This is a genomic window from Vibrio sp. R78045 (assembly GCF_042466085.1).
Lineage (GTDB): Bacteria > Pseudomonadota > Gammaproteobacteria > Enterobacterales > Vibrionaceae > Vibrio > Vibrio cyclitrophicus.
The window spans coordinates 164826-181248 of sequence record NZ_JAXHBS010000013.1; the positions used below are offsets into that span (position 1 = coordinate 164826).

Consider the following 16423-nt stretch of genomic DNA (forward strand, 5'->3'; position numbering starts at 1 on the left):
CAACATTTTTCATATTTTTCTTTTTATACATAAAGAATCAAAAAAAATTTGAAAACTACCTTTAAACATCCTTAGTTATTGTGATTAAAGCAATTACGGCGGTGGAATGATGATAGACATGACGAGTTTGCTGCGTTCAATCGACAACAACCACAAAGGGCTTCAATTGCTACTAGGCGATTTTTATAAGGACTTTTCAGACGCAGCGATCAACATAGAGACGCTTCATAAAAGTGACCGTTTTGATGAGCTCAACAACTACTCAAAGAGATTAAAGACCATCTTAACTTTACTGTGCGATCAAGACTTGCCACCCAAAATGGCCAAATTGGAACATTTGAGTAAGCACGAATTCCCTGCACCAGAAGATCTTTTAGAGGATGTAAAAACTGAATTGCACAACGTCAATCGACAAATCAATCACTTGTTGGACATTAAGGAAGTAATAGATGACAAGTCATCGAGGTAGTCATGAGCAATAACCAAATAGAACATCACTTAAGAAAAGCGCTCGTTTCTAATAATGAGGCTTCTAAGGTCACAGCTGATGACACCATTGTGCTTGCAAGTGCCATGACCAGTGTTCACAAAACGTTGCTCATCATATTTCTACTCGCTTTAGTCGCTATCGCCGTGGCATCACAAGCGCGTATCGACATCGTCGTTTCTGTACGTGGTGAACTGTTGTTGGAATCTGACGTTGAGAAGGTTCAACACCTAGAAGGCGGCATATTGGAAGAGATGTTAGTCCGAAAAGGAGAAGTCGTTTATGAAGGACAGCCGATCGCACGAATTCGCTCACTAGATCGCAACACACAACTCGATACCGTGAATACCGAAATCACTCAGCTAGAGCTAGACAAAATTCGTTATGAAAGCCTACGCGACATGGTAGAACCAAACTTCGCTTCTTATATCGAAAAATTTCCAGAACAAGTTCAGGTTAACATGAATACGTGGCAACAAGAGTTTTCTAAAAACCGCTCCAACGAAGAGCTCATTACCCATGATATTAAACACAAAAACTCTCTGATTAGGTCGATGCTTAAGCGTCGTAAAAGCTCAGAGAACCAACTCTCGCTCATTCGTAAACAACTCAACATCAAAAACACGCTGTATAAAGAAGAGATGGCCTCCTATGTAGACGTTCTCAATATGAAAGTACAAGAGTCCAATATGGTTCGTGAGATTGAGAACCTTGATGAGTCGGTCATGAACGAACGTTTCCAGCTCGACAAACTCGAGAAACAACATCGAGATTTGGTTGAGAACCGTAACTCCGAGTACCAAGCGCAAATCATTCAGGCCAATAAAGATCTCAAATTGAAACGGATCCTACAACCGCAGCATTCCGACAAGGTTGACCGCTTAATCGTCTACTCGCCAGTCGATGGTGTGGTCGACAAATTACACTTCAACTTCCGCTCTGCGGTAATACCACCCGGCGAGAGCATCGCTGATATTGCACCAATCAATAACTCCCTACACGGTGAAGCGAAGATCCCGCGTAAAGACATGGGGTTTGTTGAAATTGGCCAAGCGGTGAAAGTAAAAATGGATACCTATAACTTCGCAAAATATGGATTTGTTGAGGGAACTATCGCCTCAATCAGCCGTTCATCCTATGAAGAAGAAGATGCTGAATTCTATTTGGCAGAGATTGAGATTGATCGAAACTTTCTTGAACGAGGAGGCACTCAATACAAGTTATCGCCTTATATGGAATTTACCGCAGATGTAAAAACAGGTTCGCGTCGCGTGATCGAATACGCAGCGAAACCCGTGATGTCTGCCATCGAAGATGCATTCGATGAGAGGTAATCAATGAGCGGAAAACCTTCTTACAACATTTCCGTACCGGCTCTGCGTCTGAGCATACTATTTAGCGTGGTATTAGCTGCGCTCGCTTTCTATTTATACTTTTCTTGGTCGAAAGTCGATTCGGTTGCGCAAGTGCAAAGCGCCCCACTGCTCATACAAGCTCAGAAGCTTAATCAGACCATCGAACAAGATATTCAAACTCTGCAGCAATGCTTAAGTACCGACACTTGTGGTACTAACGAATTCAATCTAGTTAACTTGAAGCGTGAAATAGATGAATTTCGGTCTTTAGCCTCTTTGAACAAAACTGAGTTCAGTTTGGTTGGAGCAACTGAATACACGCAACTGGAATTAGCGATTAACCGCTTCTCCGATAGCGCTAAAGCACGTACCGATGTACTCGATTTATATCTATCACTGACCAACAACTATCTACAGATGGATGACAACTACCGCACCATGTTTAACAACCATGCGAGCGATTTGATGTCTGAGAAAAACGAGTTCTTTGTTTGGTTGTTTATGGTGGTCGTGATATTGGCCGTGATTGCCGTTTTTTCTAACTCAGTTGCCATGTTGAAACTGAAGAAATCCAGCTCTAACGAGCGAGAAATCGACTATGAGTTTGATGCCCTATATCAAGAGCTAAAGGAACTCGATTTACAAAGACTCGAAGAGCTTCTTAATGAAGTGAGCATCAACCCCAAACAACGCCAAATCTACTCTCACCTCAAGTTGATCTTCAGTAAACTGGAAGACCAAAAGCGCAATAACGATCTCTACAAACAGTTGTATGCACTCATCGGCTATGAGATTCGCGGAATCACCAATACCATTAACGGCGGTGTCCAGTACCTCGTTCAAGAAACCGATGAAAACGGCGTGTTGATGGCGAAGGACATTACCTCTGCATGTAGCACCCTATCTGAGCTAGCAGAAAACTATAATCGATTGATTTCACAGGGTACGGAAAGCAAGTCGAAAGAGTTTTCTCTGCTGAGCGTGTTATCTGAATTGATGATTCATATCAGCGCCAAAGTTCAGAGGAACGAAGGTCAACTTGACTGCTTTATTTCCGACAACTTACCTAATCGTGTTGAAGGCCAATCTACCAGCTTGTTCTGGATCTTGTTCCTGCAGCTTTCTAATGCCATCCAACTCAAATCAAACAAGAAGTTGTTCGTGACAATAGAGTCTGGCGCAGCTTCGGATATGGAAAATACGCGTGTCACCATCAACCTTAATTTCCTTTCAACGTTAGATGTCTCTGTCGCCAAGCTCAATAAGCTCCATTGGAGCGATCATAAACACTATACTGCTAACACAGACGACTTAGCGAAAAGCGTATTAAAAGATTACGGGTATTACGAAAGTCACTGGTTCCAATCGGGTACACAGGAACGTTTTCAGATCGAGCTTGATCTCAAGGCGAAGAATTTCCATACAGAGAAAACACGCTTCGATGGCAAACGTTTACTGCTGTGCGCCAATACACAAGTTCGTATCGATGTAATGAAGAAAATGCTCAACAACTTGGGGCTTGATATCACTGAAATCCGCACTGCAAATGAGTTGTTTTCAGCGGCGAAGACCTTTGGTGAGTACGATGCCATCATGCTGACCGATACCTTTGAACCTAACAAGCTGCCATCACTGAGCAAAACGGTGAAATCTCAACTTAAGAATCATCCAAATACCAAGCTGTTGCTATCAGTAACCAATACTCAGCATGCACAAGAGTGTCACAGCTTCGTCGATAAGATCATCAACTCCCCTGCGATTCCTTATGAGTTTATTCCGAACTTACTCACCATTATGGAAGCAGAAGCATCAGAAGAGCAGATGGAAAACAGTTCATTCCTTATCGTAGAGGATGACCGAGTTCAACAAATCTTACTTAAACGAATCCTCACCAAACAAGAGTATGAACCAGACACGGTTGGCGATGGTGCCGACGCAGTTGAGCACTTTATGAATAAACGTTCTGACATCATCTTCATGGACTGCATCATGCCAGGTATGGGCGGCATTGAAGCGACCAAACGCATTCGCCAGTTTGAACAAGAGAACGAGAAAAACCCTTGTACCATCATAGGGGCAACCGCATTGACCAGCAGTAACGAACACCAGGCTTGTATTGAAGCTGGAATGGATTACGTGATCAGCAAACCTTACAAAAGCGACCAAATCATCAAGGTGATCAACAAGTATGTGGCGGTACAGAAACTTAACTAGCAGCATTATGGCTGCGCTTGCATTCAGCACAACACCTTCAGCATCGGCGACGACCCTGCTTGAGGCGGTAGAACTCGGCCTGCAAAACAGCCTATCCCTTCGCGCCAGTGATAAAGGTGTGGAAGAGAACGAATACAACATTGGGATCAGCCGCTCTAAGTTTCTTCCTTCACTCAATGGTGCAGCCGATACCACATGGAATGAAAACGAAACCTTATTATCAAGCGTGCCCGATGAAACCTCTAGCTATAACTCAAACAGCTACAGCCTTTCTCTTTCCCAATCAATATTCAATCTTGGCGACATTTTTAAATACGGGACGGCAAAGCTCGATTTCAATATCGAAGAAGTGAAGCATGAGAACAAAATTCAAAGTACTATTTCGGAAATCGGTTCACAGTATTTTGAATACCTGAAAAACAACGCTCAAATCAAGGCAACCAAAGTCGAACTTAAGTCGTCTGAGACTCGTGAACATCAGATGCGACGTAACGTAGAATTGGGGAACACAGCCGCCAGCGAGCTGTACGAAGTTATCGCTCAGAAAGAAGGTGTGTCGAATCGATTAAGAACCTTGCAGAAAGACCGACGAGTCATTCTCAACGGACTATCTATTCAGATTCAGTACCCTATCACTCCATCGCAAGATATATACGAAAGTGTGCCATTAAAAGAGATAAACGAAAGCGAACAACACTCAATCATGGATCAAGCATTAAAGCTCAACAACGACTTGTTAGTGGCGAAGAAAAACGTCGAGAGAAGCCGTAGAAGCTTAAAAGAGAGCGGTACAAACTTCTTACCTACCGTGTCGCTTTCAGCCAGTTATCGTCACGATGACGCCAATAACTACGATAAAACCGACATCACTGCTACAGGCGAAAGCAACTCAACTAGCGTTGGCTTGAATCTAGCCTTGCCTATTTTGTCTGGTGGTTCTGATTACTATGGATATCAAAAATCATCGACGGCAATTGAACGTACCGAACTGCTTTATCAAGACTCGCTTTACACTACCCGTAACAGTGTGAACACCTCTGTGCTCAACATTAACGATTTCTCGCAGTCTATAAGCAGTTACGAAAATATCATTCGCGCCAACTATGCATCTTATAAAGGTATCCAAAGAGCTTACCAGTTAGGAACGCGTACCATCACCGATCTACTGGCCGCAGAAAGTAAGCTGTTCAGCGCCTTAAGAGACTACGAAAGCGCACGATACGACTACATCATCGAAACCATCAAGCTAGAGCAAATTAAGGGCATACTCTCTATTCAATCGATAGAGAGCATCATGCAATTGATGAGCGATATCGAAGGTCGCAACAATCAAGAACTCGTGCCGAAACACCTTCTCTCAACGGAGTCGTTGAAAACAGGAGGCCGCAATGCAAACTGAGCAGTTTTCACAAAAGATCAATATGGCAGATAAGTGCTATCTGACTTTCTCTACGATAATTTCCACCCTGTTTGGCTTGGTACTGCCCTTCTCTATTCTGATCATTTTTGACCGAGTGTTACCCAACCAAGCACAAGATACTCTGTTCTTATTGTTCGCGATTATCTTGATTTCCATCTTCCTCGACTATCACCTGAAAAATCAGGAAGAGAAGATATCTTCCGTCATCATGAGGCAGTTTGAGACCAACTTAACCAACAAGGTGTTCCAATCCATCTGTTTGGCTGAAATATCTAAATTCCGCCGTTTAGAACCGGGCGAATACTTAGAGCGAATCTCAACCATTCCTGAACTAAAAACCTTCTTTGGAGGAGAATCGGTTCGAGCGCTGATCAACCTTGCTGTCAGCGTAATAACCATCCTCATTATTGGCCTTATCAACGTATGGGCTGGCGTGACGCTTTTGATTGCCTCACTCATTTTAGCGATTTTCGCTTGGAGCCTTTCTAAACAAAAGATTGGTAGCTTGCAGAATAAATCAGACATCGAAGGGTTAACCACCTCTAAAATCATTGAAATCATCTCTAGTCCACTTGATATTAAAGCCCGAAACATGGAATACCGAGTTGAAAGTTTGATGACACAAATGGTCGAAGAGCGTGAAGTTGAGAACATCAAATACGAACAAATTGAATCGAATTTTGGTTTGATCTTGGCGCTGATACAACAACTCTCGATTGCTTGTGTGGTTGTGGTTTTAGCAACCGCGGTTATCAACATGGAATCAAGCCAAGGCATCATGGCAGCTATCATTATGCTGACTAACCGTTACTTCGCGCCTTACCAACAAGTAATGCGTACTGCGAGCCGCTGGGAATTAAACAAACTCCATATACAACGTATCGCGGAACTGCTTGAACTGGCAGCCTCTGTTGAGCATCAACATGAGACAACAGAAGTTGAACGTATTTCAATCAAGTACTCTGACAAACAACGTATCGAGTTTGAACTGGGACAAGCCTACCTGCTCACAGGTAAGAGTGGTGCAGGCAAGACACACTTAGCCAACTGTATTACGCGACAAAACAATGATAGCAAACTAGAAATAATGATTAACGACACGCGTCTAGATGATGTTAACTACAACGTGTGGCGTAACAGCGTGCTAATGGTAGATAAAACCAGTTCGTTCGTAGAAGGATCCATTATTGATAATCTGACCTGCTTTCGACCGAGTTTGAATAACACTGCGTTTGCGTTATGTGAAACCATGAACATCAAAGCACAAATAGATGCACTTCCGGCCGGCTTTTACACTGAAATCAAAGGCCATATGCGCAATCCATTCTCGCGCCAAGTCGGTTACGCTTTGTTGTTAGTCCGCGCTCTGCTCGCCAGTAAACGCGTCTTAATATTCGACGACATCGATTGTGTCTTTGATGATGAATTTGCGCGCGTGGTGTTAACCAGTACCGCTTATCGTGCCAATGACAAAATCCTGATTATCGCCAGTAATAAAATGGACAAACTTAACCATCGCCTCAAACGTGTCAAACTTACCGGAGGTGAATAATGAGTATCCTAGTAGACTTCAACAATGTTCCACAGCGCGTAGGAGATTTTGAATCAAGCGGGTATGACGAGCGCTACAGCCAATCACCTCTGATTCGAGGGTTGGCCTACACCTTAATAGCTCTTGAATGGGAAGGAACTCCTTCTATCCTCAGTGATGCCTTTATTCCAAAACCAAAAGACAGCGATAGCTTTACCGCAACCATAGAGCGCCTAGGGTACCGTTGTGATGTCACTAAGCTTAAAACACTCGAGAATATCGATAAACACCCTCACCCATGCTTTATTGAGATAGAAAACCTTAATGCCATCTTTTTGGGGACCAAAGATGGCAAGTTGCTTTTGTTCGATTACACGAACAACAACACCATTGAATATCCAATGTGTAAGAAGCCCTGCTTACTGATTGCAATTAGTGAATATTCTCGTCTGTTTCGCGAACCCCCACCCGAATCCCAAGATAGAAGTAATTGGATAAAATACGCTTTTTACCGCTACAACAATGAACTCAAAAGCCTAATCATCCTGAGCTTTGTGATCAGTATCTTAGGAGCGCTGCAGCCTTTCTTCATTATGAGCGTGTATAACTTCGCGCTAACTTCAAGTTCTCAAGCAACACTCTATTGGCTAACTTTATTTGCCATCATTGTGGGGTTTTCGGAATACTTTTTTAAGAAAATGCGCGTCAACATTATTGCGACCTCCGGTAAAGATCTCGCGGTGCACATCTCACAAGCCGTAATATCGAAACTTCTATGGCTGCCCTACGCGATGACATCAACCGCTGGGGTTTCGTCTCAGTTGGCTCGTTTGAAAGATATCGACACCTTCCGACGCTTAGTGACCGCAGAATCAACGCTTAGCTATTTTGATATGCCGTTTGTGATTGTATTTATCATCGCCATTGCCCTTATGTCGGGTACGGCAGCGCTTGTAGTGATGGGTGGCTTAATCTTGATGTTGGTGTTCTGTGTGTATTCTCGCTATATCTACTCGCAAGCCACATCCAAAAGCTCGCGCGCCAATGCAATGGTCTCGTATCAATGGAATGAAATCCTTCGTGGTATCAAGACCATTCAGGGTTTGCCTTTACTTCGTGTCGTTCAATCTCGTTTCAGTGCTTCACATATGCAAAGCACCAGTGATGCCGAGAACGTTGCCGTGACTAACAGTAAGATTCAGGCTGCTGGCGGCAGTTTGATTCAGGTGATTGGTACTGCAAGTATCGTGACCGCAGTAATCGGAGTAATGGAAGGGACTTCTGATGCTGGTGCAATGCTAGCCACCGTTATTTTGGTTTGGAAAGCATTAGGCCCGATCATGGGTATCTATAATTCAATTTCTAAGTTTCAATCCATAAAGGCGTCATCGGCACAAATCAACAATTTAATGTCGATGAATGATGACAAGCTGACTTTGGAGAAGAGCCCACCTATTCGCCTGTTCCAAGGCAGTATTGTGGGCAGCGGTGTAACTCATCGTTACACAGGCGCAGCAACCGGCTTAACCAACTTGGGGTTCAAGATACCCCCAAGCGCAAAAGTCGTCATTTGTGGCCCAACTGGCTGTGGAAAAACGACGCTAATTTCCATCATTGCGGGGCTAGAAGATCGCTATCAGGGCGCAGTGTCTGTCGATGGTTACAACATCAAGCAGTTCAACAGCTACCGCTATCGCACATCGATAAACTACATCCCTTTTAATTTACATATTTTCGAAGGTTCGCTAGAAACCAACTTCATTCTGCATAACGGACTCATTCCAACAGAGAAGATGCAAGAGATGGTGAGCTTCTTCGAATTAGATGAATGGCTCCCGGAAGGTTTAGCTACTCAGTTAAACGTGGACAAATGCAAAAGTCTTCCCAACGGCATTCAGCAAAAGCTTCGTTTAGCGCTTGGTTTAGGTAACTGTGAGCAATCTCTGATCATCATTGATGAACCGTTCAACGGAGCGGAAAATGAAAACTCGCAGTATTTTAACCGCTTGTTCAGCGATAAGTTGTTGAACAAAACAGTCATTTTTTCAACCAATGACCCCGGTTTGATCGCCACTTCCAACATGAGTTTGGTTCTGGAACTAGATGGCAATTTAAAATATTTTGGCTTAACAGACAAATACTTAAACAGTTTAAGTTAACTACAACGACGCTTATTCACAAATTACTCGTTAGATAAATGGATATAATTGACAAAACCATAAGTGAGAGAGATGATTCGGTCTCAAATTACGTTTAACAGGGAAGCAAATGTACACATTCGTTGCAGACAAGCTTGATGTAGCTTACTTATCCGCAATTCCTGAAAACCACCAACTTCAGGGCTGCGATGTGCCTGAAGAAGAGATCGAACTTAGAGAAATCGTTGAGATTTGGTATGAGTGTGCATTCCTACCCGCTTTCAATCTTCAGAAAATTGATATCGCAAACAAAGCCGAACTGACCGTAATACAAACACAAGTTCTAAATAACGATACAAGTACTCTCGCCTTCCTACTCAAAAACAAAGTTTATCGAGCAGCGTTAAACAGAATTTTGGGTATTTGGACACTAGAGCCTTCTGCTAAAACGGCGCTAGAACAACTTCTATTTGAAGTAAATCAAGACAACAATCACTCTCACTAAACTGTTTTCAAAGTTATTCCTCAATAAGCATATAGAATAAACCAACCACCCACCGCTATAAACGAGTAGAAATAGGATCCCTTTCAAAATAAGCTCTGGAATCACAAGAACTTATACCCCTCCCACACTTCCATTAAATATACCGTCTCAAAGTTTCCATATCGGCATTTTTATTCTACTGTTTTTATATAAAAACAGTTGGATGGATCCTTATATGGCGATTACGGTCTGGAATAACCTTTCAGTCAAACATAAACTCTTTGGCTTAGTTCTACTTCCCGTTTCACTACTGCTTTTTCTCGCAGGCAGACAAGCTTTTATCTTGACGACTCAGTTAACCGATTTTGAACGAACCAGTCAGCTATCTGCCTACCTCCAAGATATTTCGCTCCTGTATCGAAGCTCATCAGCTTCTAGCCCTGAAGAGTTCGCAGCACAAAGCAGCCAAGTAAAAGCAGAATTAAAAAACCTATCGCCAATCATTTTCTTAGATACTTCAAATGAAATGAATCAGTTAGTAGCTGACTTCAGCGAAGCAACACTTTCGACAATTCAAGCTATCGACAGTTACGATAAGTTGGATGCACTCGAATGGCAGAGCGATTTATACAAACAATTATTGCTAGAAGTCGAGAAGGTCCCGTTTGAAAACACCAAGCGTGAAATTCAACAACACCTCACGGCATTGCAGCAGCTAGAATGGTTAATGTTTTGGTCAAACGAGGAGTTCAAACTGGGCACCTCACTGATTGAGATATTTCAAAGCAGCCAAGAATACGATCCTGAACTTGCAGAGCAAATCGAGACTCTGAGTGAAAGGCAGCAACTGTTTTTAGAACGCTTTGTTTCGTTGAATGCCAATGAGCATCAGGTATCTTTAATGGTCGAAGTGTTTAGAAATGATGTCTTTGCTCAAAGCCAAGAAATCCGAACTGCTCTACTTGACCTGAACGCCATCAGCCAACTTACTCCACAAGAAATATCTGTTGGTCTAGAGGCCATGAGTGCTCGACTCAACTTATTGCAAAGCCTTGGCGGTGTCATTAAGCAAGAATTCCAAACAGAGGTTGCCCAAGCGATTTCAGACGCTCAAATGGAGCGAACCCTGTTTATTTCCATCGTAGCCTTACTCGCTACCCTTGTTATGGGTTTAACCTTAAGCTTAGCGAGACAAGTGACGAACAACCTTGGACTCGTCCTTAACTTTTTAAAAAGTGAAAACGATCAAACTCGCCCCTCTTTACAAAAACTCATTCAAGGTAAAGATGAGCTCAGTTTATTTGCTCAACAGGTCGAACGACTCACCATCGAAAGAGAGTACGCTAAAGAAAAGCTAACCCAAGCCAAAGAAGACGCAGAAAAAGCGAAAGATCACGCAATACAAGCCAGCAAAGCGAAAAGCAGCTTCTTAGCCAACATGTCTCATGAAATTCGAACACCTCTCAATGGCGTCATAGGTATTTCAGAAATACTGGCTGATACCCCACTAACACCAACACAACGCGATTACGTTGATACCATCGAAACCTCATCACAACTGCTGCTGAGCTTAATCAACGACATTTTAGATTTCTCCAAGATCGAATCTGGAATGTTACTGATAAGTCCACATTCAGCATCCATTAGAGAGTCGATATACGACATCGCTTCTATTGTTGCACCAAAAGCAAAAGAGCAGAAAATTTCAGTTGACGTCGACATCAGCCCTGATACCCCAGCTCGAGTGATGATAGACGATCACCGATTGAGACAGATCTTGATGAATTTCATGTCTAATGCCGTAAAATTTACGGCTGAAGGTGGTGTAACGCTGTCCATTCAGACGCTTAACAAGACTGAAAGCGAAGTCACGATTCGATTCGCAGTACGAGACACGGGTATTGGTATCGACAAACAGCAACAGAAACAGATATTCGAGCCCTTTGCTCAAGAAGATGACTCAACTACACGTCAATTTGGTGGTACTGGGCTTGGCCTAGCCATCAGTACTCAGTTAGTTGAGCTTATGGGCGGACAGATTCAACTTAATTCCGTAAAAGGTGAAGGTAGCTGTTTCTACTTCGATTTAGAACTACCGGTTGACTTAATATTACCAAAACCAAGTACCGCGAGCGCTGATATTTACGTGCTAGGTAAGGAGAATATGCTCTCTGAGCGAATAGAATGTAACCTTAATCTTTATGGCCTAAACGTAGTTCAGCGAACGAAGGACACAGTTAGGCTCACCGAACAACTCGCGACTCAGAAACACAATAAACCAATCACTGTCGTTTTCGCTGAAGACGATACTTTTCAAGCCAACAATTACTCAAATGAATTAAATCGACTGCATAATAATGGAATCACAATCTGTTTGATTCGCTCATTCTTAAGCGAGCCAGTAGATTTAGGCAATTGCATCACAGCTCAAGTATCACAACCTTTACTAGGCTTGCGATTAATTAAAGCCGTCGAGCTTTGTGATACACAAGGCTTAGCAGAGCTGTCTGAGACGACTCAACAACCTTTAGAGATACAACACAAAATCCTTATCGTCGAAGACAATAGAATTAACCAAAAGATTGCTGGTCTTCATGTGGGAAAAAGTGGTTTCGAATTCGAGTTTGCTAACAACGGCCAAGAAGCCATAGACAAGTTTACCGCAAATCCTCATTATGCAGCGATCCTGATGGACTGCATGATGCCTGTTATGGATGGTTTTGAAGCTACGAGTAATATTCGACGAATTGAACTAGAAACAAAAGCTACACGCCGTATTCCGATCATTGCCTTAACCGCCAGTGTGATTGATGACGATATTCAGAAGTGTTTCGACGTAGGCATGGACGATTACGTGCCAAAACCTTTCAAGTTCGAAATGTTAAAGGAGAAAATACTCACCGCTGTTGAAGCAATGCCGCTTGCCAACAGGAATGTTTCCCCGACCACATCAAAAACGTCTACGGTCACTCCCATTCACAACGCCAGCTCTGCTAAACAAACCTTACCGGAAGAACTCAAGCAAAAAACGATACCTAGAAAATCCGAAAGAATACTACTTGTAGAAGATAACCGAGTTAATCAGAAAGTGGCTTCTTTGATGTTAACTAAGGCTGGCTATGCTTTTGAACTTGCAGAGAATGGACAAATCGCCGTAGATATGTATCAAAACGACAGTGGTTTCGACGTTATTCTCATGGATTGCATGATGCCAGTGATGGACGGCTTCACCGCAACAAAAGAGATACGTGAATACGAGAAAAATCTAGGCTTAAGCAAAACTCCTATCATCGCGTTAACCGCCAGTGTTATCGATGATGATATCCAAAAGTGCTTTGATTCAGGCATGGATGGGTACGTAGCGAAGCCCGTGAGAAAAGAGAAACTATTCCATCAAATAGAAAGTGCGACTTGTTAGGAGAAACCAATGGATTGGATCAGAACGATTAAAGCACTCCCTTGCAGAGTTATGCTATCAACAGCAATTGGGCTGTTAGGGAGCCTACTCCTTGCCACCCCAGTGCATGCAGCGGAAGATTACGCCATATTTTCTTTAGATTCTGGGTTTGAAGAGATAACAATAAATAAAGCGAGAAAGCTATATCGAGGAAAAACCAAGCGTCTGAACGGCAAGCGTGTAGAACTATCAGATTGGCCTGAAAACAGTACCGAAAGAGAAGATTTTTATCAGTTACTTCTCGGCAAAAATGCAGCTCAAATGAATGCACACTGGGCTGGCTTATCTTTTTCAGGGAAAGCGCGTTACCCAAGAGAAATCAAACAGGCTTCAACAGACAGCCTAGTCGATTGGCTCGACGACAAACCCAACCGCATTGGTTATTCACCACTCTCGACGGTTCCTCAAAATGCCAACGTTTTGTACGTTATAAGTTCGGAGAAATAACATGAAAAAAATAATCACGTCAGTGCTATGTGCTTCAATAGCCTCTCCGGCCTTTGCTATTATTGAGTTTACCGATAATTTATCGTTGAGCGGATTTGGCTCTACATCTTGGGCAAAATCAGATAACGACAACCCCTTAATTATTACCCGCGGCTTTACCGATGAAAACTGTTACGACTGCGATACTACATTCGGGGTACAACTCGACTATTTTTACAATTCATTCAAAGCTTCCGTGCAAGTTGTCAAACCACCACAATACGATTGGAGTGAACCACAACTCGAGTGGGCTTATCTTGGCTATGAGTTTAACGACCTTGATGTAAGTGTTGGGCGTCTGAGGCTCCCGTTATTTCTCGCGTCTGAATACTATTATGTAGGCCAAGCTTACATGACAGCAAGGCCGCCTACAGAGGTCTACAACAGCGTACTTGGCATCACGGCGTTCAATGGTATTAAAGTGAACTGGACTCATGATGTGAGCGATGAAGCGACCTTGTTACTCTCCCCGTTTGTTGGAATTAAGGATAAGAATGATGTCGAGTTCAATTCATCAACCAAGCTTGAATTTGAAACCAATCGAATGTTCGGAGCGAACTTGCAGCTTAGTGGTGAAGATTATCGTTGGAACATATCTTTCCTAGATTCAAATTTTGACCAAACGGTTAAAATCAAAAACATTGGCTCTCTTCCAACAGATAACAATCAGCATATCCAACTTTGGTCTCTAGGTGCAGAATATGAGTTTGGTCAGGCCATCTTTGCCAGTGAGGGGCAAATCAGTGACTTCAATTCTTCTATGTATGCAAGCCTTGGTTATCATTTAGGTCAATTTACCCCATACCTTGTATACGGGGCGCAATTCGACGCCAATGAACACTTAAATGGTAACAGTTATCTTATTGGTGTGGACTACGATGTACTGCCAAATGTATCTATCAATGGTGAAATTCAGTACTTTGAAGCTCATAAATCAAGAGGTGCCTTTATCGAAGATTTCAGTTCACTCAATACTTTTGATGACAAAGACGCGATGCTTTATACCGTCATGTTGAGCTTCGTGTTTTAACCCACGATAAAAAATCGTATCCATCAAAACATTGGTCAACGCGGCTATTAGTCATCAATAACAATAGTGATTAAAACCAAAAGCCCAAGGTAATCAAATAACCTTGGGCTTTTTAATGCTGGTAAGTAAGCAACGCTTAGTATTTAAATAATACTTTCACGTCGCCTGTTAAAGCGGCTTCATCTACATAACCAATTGCATTGGTTTTTGAAGCAACCGTTATAATTGCTTCGTTGTAGTCTGAAACCTGGATTGGAGCTTCAGCTTTACCGGTAAATACAAGTCGCGACCACGCTGATTGAAGTTGTGATTCGCTGCGTCCCGTTGCCACCTCATGGAAGGCAAGTCTGCCTTCAGAACCATCAGCTAACTCGATGATCTGTGCTTTAGTACCATTCGATAGCTTGCTTTTCTTACCCATGAATAACTTTTTAACGTCTGATTTAGATAAAGAATCAACGCCAGCATTGTTACCAATCACTACCATTCCAGCAGAAGCGTTAAATGAAAGAACCGCTACGGTTATTGCTGCCAGTAAACTTTTCATATGGCCTCCTTAGAATACGAAATCAAGACGTGCTGAATAGACAATAGAGCTGTCTTCAAGGTAATTACCCGTTGCAATATATGGGCTTACTGTTGTTTCAACATTACTTTGGAACCCACCACTAGTATCGCGGTAATCGACATAGGTCACATCCGCTTTTAAAGACATGTTCTTAGCGAAATCCCAACGGCTACCAACAGAGTAAGAAAGACGCTCGTAATTCATCGACTCTTGAATAGCCGTCGTAGTCATGTTCTCACGTTCTTCGTTGTCTGTTGTTTCAACCCAGCTAACGGAAACGTAAGGCGTAAATTCATTGACTCGGTAACCAACCAAACCAGAAACCGATTGATAGTCATAAAACTGCCCTTCCAATTGAACATCTGCAGCTTCTACGTTAACTAACAGATCACCATTGTCATATTGAGCACCCAAAGAGATGAACTGACCATCTTGGCTATCTAGCATTGCACCCAATTGACAATACGGGTCTTGTGAGTTTTGGAAATCACAAGATGGATTAGATTCAGCAACAAAATATGAACCACGGAAGGTAAAGTCATCTACGTTCCAGTTGGCACTGATACCGAATAGTTTATCCAGTTTCACCTCACCAACAATTGAGTCATCTTCATCAATAGTACCTATACCAACCACTGGCTGAAGAAGAATACTTGAATCTTCAAGTTCAATCGGAATCAATAAATCAGCACCCGTGTAGCCCTTCAAAACAATGTTTTCATACAACTCTTGAGAAGGCCTGATCATTGGATACGCATAGCCAAGGTCTGTGTAATCTGAGTAGAAAAACAAAGGTAAACGCAACTTACCTGCTCGAGCTGTGAAGGCCTCAAAATCATAAGAGGCATAAGCCATCTCAATTTTTGGCTCATAATCATAACGGCTGTTTGCAACGATTTGCGTCACGAACTTAGCACGCTCATTTACTTGAAAATCAAATTGTAAGCCTGCTAATGTCTCTTGCTCCCAATCTAATTTTTCGTCGGTATAACCCGCATAACCTATCGCATTGTCTGACTTACCGATGCCTACAGAACCAAATCCACTAATTCGAAGATCATCCATGTTTGCAGCATTTGCTCCAAACGCCATACTTACTAGGGCAGCAACCACTGTCTTCTTCATAACTAACTCCAATTGTTATGTGATTTTTCGTTTTTATATAATTGTTTTTGTATAATCAGCCCATATTGGGGCATACTCCCGCCCTCCTTAAGGCATAGCCGAAAGGAGAGAGGGAATGATTCTAGGGA

12 protein-coding genes are annotated in these 16423 nt (G+C 42.6%); 10 read left to right on the forward strand and 2 right to left on the reverse strand.

Annotation, left to right across the window (positions count from 1 at the left end):
* Window positions 1-106 precede the first annotated feature (106 nt).
* The 10 genes from SJY39_RS11275 (at window position 107) to SJY39_RS11320 (ending at window position 14602) form a co-directional block, all read left to right on the forward strand.
* Window positions 107-469: a hypothetical protein gene (locus SJY39_RS11275; RefSeq protein WP_016793662.1), complete on the forward strand. Its 363-nt coding sequence runs from the start codon at window positions 107-109 to the stop codon at window positions 467-469.
* Window positions 470-471: 2 nt separating this feature from the next.
* Complete coding sequence (locus SJY39_RS11280) at window positions 472-1821, forward strand: HlyD family type I secretion periplasmic adaptor subunit (protein ID WP_016793661.1); 1350 nt, start codon at window positions 472-474, stop codon at window positions 1819-1821.
* A 3-nt stretch (window positions 1822-1824) separates the two neighbouring features.
* Window positions 1825-4056: a response regulator gene (locus SJY39_RS11285; RefSeq protein ID WP_016793660.1), complete on the forward strand. Its 2232-nt coding sequence runs from the start codon at window positions 1825-1827 to the stop codon at window positions 4054-4056.
* Window positions 4031-5455 carry a TolC family protein gene (locus SJY39_RS11290; RefSeq protein WP_016793659.1) on the forward strand — a complete coding sequence of 475 codons (1425 nt, stop codon included), beginning with the start codon at window positions 4031-4033 and terminating at the stop codon, window positions 5453-5455. The genes SJY39_RS11285 and SJY39_RS11290 overlap by 26 nt, the downstream gene beginning before the upstream one ends.
* Window positions 5445-7028 (forward strand): ABC transporter transmembrane domain-containing protein, encoded by a 1584-nt coding sequence (locus tag SJY39_RS11295; RefSeq protein ID WP_016793658.1) that lies wholly within the window; start codon window positions 5445-5447, stop codon window positions 7026-7028. The genes SJY39_RS11290 and SJY39_RS11295 overlap by 11 nt, the downstream gene beginning before the upstream one ends.
* Window positions 7028-9166 carry an ATP-binding cassette domain-containing protein gene (locus tag SJY39_RS11300; protein WP_016793657.1) on the forward strand — a complete coding sequence of 713 codons (2139 nt, stop codon included), beginning with the start codon at window positions 7028-7030 and terminating at the stop codon, window positions 9164-9166. Before SJY39_RS11295 ends, SJY39_RS11300 begins: the two co-directional genes overlap by 1 nt.
* Window positions 9167-9275: 109 nt before the next feature.
* Complete coding sequence (locus SJY39_RS11305; protein WP_010429308.1) at window positions 9276-9650, forward strand: hypothetical protein; 375 nt, start codon at window positions 9276-9278, stop codon at window positions 9648-9650.
* 214 nt (window positions 9651-9864) lie between these two features.
* Window positions 9865-13047: a response regulator gene (locus SJY39_RS11310; protein ID WP_016793656.1), complete on the forward strand. Its 3183-nt coding sequence runs from the start codon at window positions 9865-9867 to the stop codon at window positions 13045-13047.
* A 9-nt stretch (window positions 13048-13056) separates the two neighbouring features.
* The gene (locus SJY39_RS11315; protein WP_010429302.1) at window positions 13057-13533 is read left to right on the forward strand and encodes a hypothetical protein; all 477 of its coding nucleotides are present in this window, start codon (window positions 13057-13059) and stop codon (window positions 13531-13533) included.
* A gap of 1 nt (window position 13534) precedes the next feature.
* The gene (locus SJY39_RS11320; RefSeq protein ID WP_010429299.1) at window positions 13535-14602 is read left to right on the forward strand and encodes an ABC sulfate transporter permease; all 1068 of its coding nucleotides are present in this window, start codon (window positions 13535-13537) and stop codon (window positions 14600-14602) included.
* Window positions 14603-14738: 136 nt separating this feature from the next.
* On the opposite strand, the gene SJY39_RS11325 is transcribed toward SJY39_RS11320, so the two are convergent.
* Both SJY39_RS11325 and SJY39_RS11330 read right to left on the reverse strand, forming a co-directional pair.
* Complete coding sequence (locus SJY39_RS11325) at window positions 14739-15149, reverse strand: phosphate ABC transporter substrate-binding protein (protein ID WP_010429296.1); 411 nt, start codon at window positions 15147-15149, stop codon at window positions 14739-14741.
* A 9-nt stretch (window positions 15150-15158) separates the two neighbouring features.
* Window positions 15159-16295, reverse strand: coding sequence for an outer membrane beta-barrel protein (locus SJY39_RS11330; protein WP_016768816.1), 1137 nt, complete (start codon window positions 16293-16295; stop codon window positions 15159-15161).
* Between the last annotated feature and the right edge of the window lie 128 nt (window positions 16296-16423).

Coding starts and splice junctions, on each gene's coding strand:
- SJY39_RS11275 (WP_016793662.1), top strand. CDS start 107: ATGATGATAGACATGACGAGTTTGCTGCGTTCAATCGACAACAACCAC.
- SJY39_RS11280 (WP_016793661.1), top strand. CDS start 472: ATGAGCAATAACCAAATAGAACATCACTTAAGAAAAGCGCTCGTTTCT.
- SJY39_RS11285 (WP_016793660.1), top strand. CDS start 1,825: ATGAGCGGAAAACCTTCTTACAACATTTCCGTACCGGCTCTGCGTCTG.
- SJY39_RS11290 (WP_016793659.1), top strand. CDS start 4,031: ATGTGGCGGTACAGAAACTTAACTAGCAGCATTATGGCTGCGCTTGCA.
- SJY39_RS11295 (WP_016793658.1), top strand. CDS start 5,445: ATGCAAACTGAGCAGTTTTCACAAAAGATCAATATGGCAGATAAGTGC.
- SJY39_RS11300 (WP_016793657.1), top strand. CDS start 7,028: ATGAGTATCCTAGTAGACTTCAACAATGTTCCACAGCGCGTAGGAGAT.
- SJY39_RS11305 (WP_010429308.1), top strand. CDS start 9,276: ATGTACACATTCGTTGCAGACAAGCTTGATGTAGCTTACTTATCCGCA.
- SJY39_RS11310 (WP_016793656.1), top strand. CDS start 9,865: ATGGCGATTACGGTCTGGAATAACCTTTCAGTCAAACATAAACTCTTT.
- SJY39_RS11315 (WP_010429302.1), top strand. CDS start 13,057: ATGGATTGGATCAGAACGATTAAAGCACTCCCTTGCAGAGTTATGCTA.
- SJY39_RS11320 (WP_010429299.1), top strand. CDS start 13,535: ATGAAAAAAATAATCACGTCAGTGCTATGTGCTTCAATAGCCTCTCCG.
- SJY39_RS11325 (WP_010429296.1), bottom strand. CDS start 15,149: ATGAAAAGTTTACTGGCAGCAATAACCGTAGCGGTTCTTTCATTTAAC.
- SJY39_RS11330 (WP_016768816.1), bottom strand. CDS start 16,295: ATGAAGAAGACAGTGGTTGCTGCCCTAGTAAGTATGGCGTTTGGAGCA.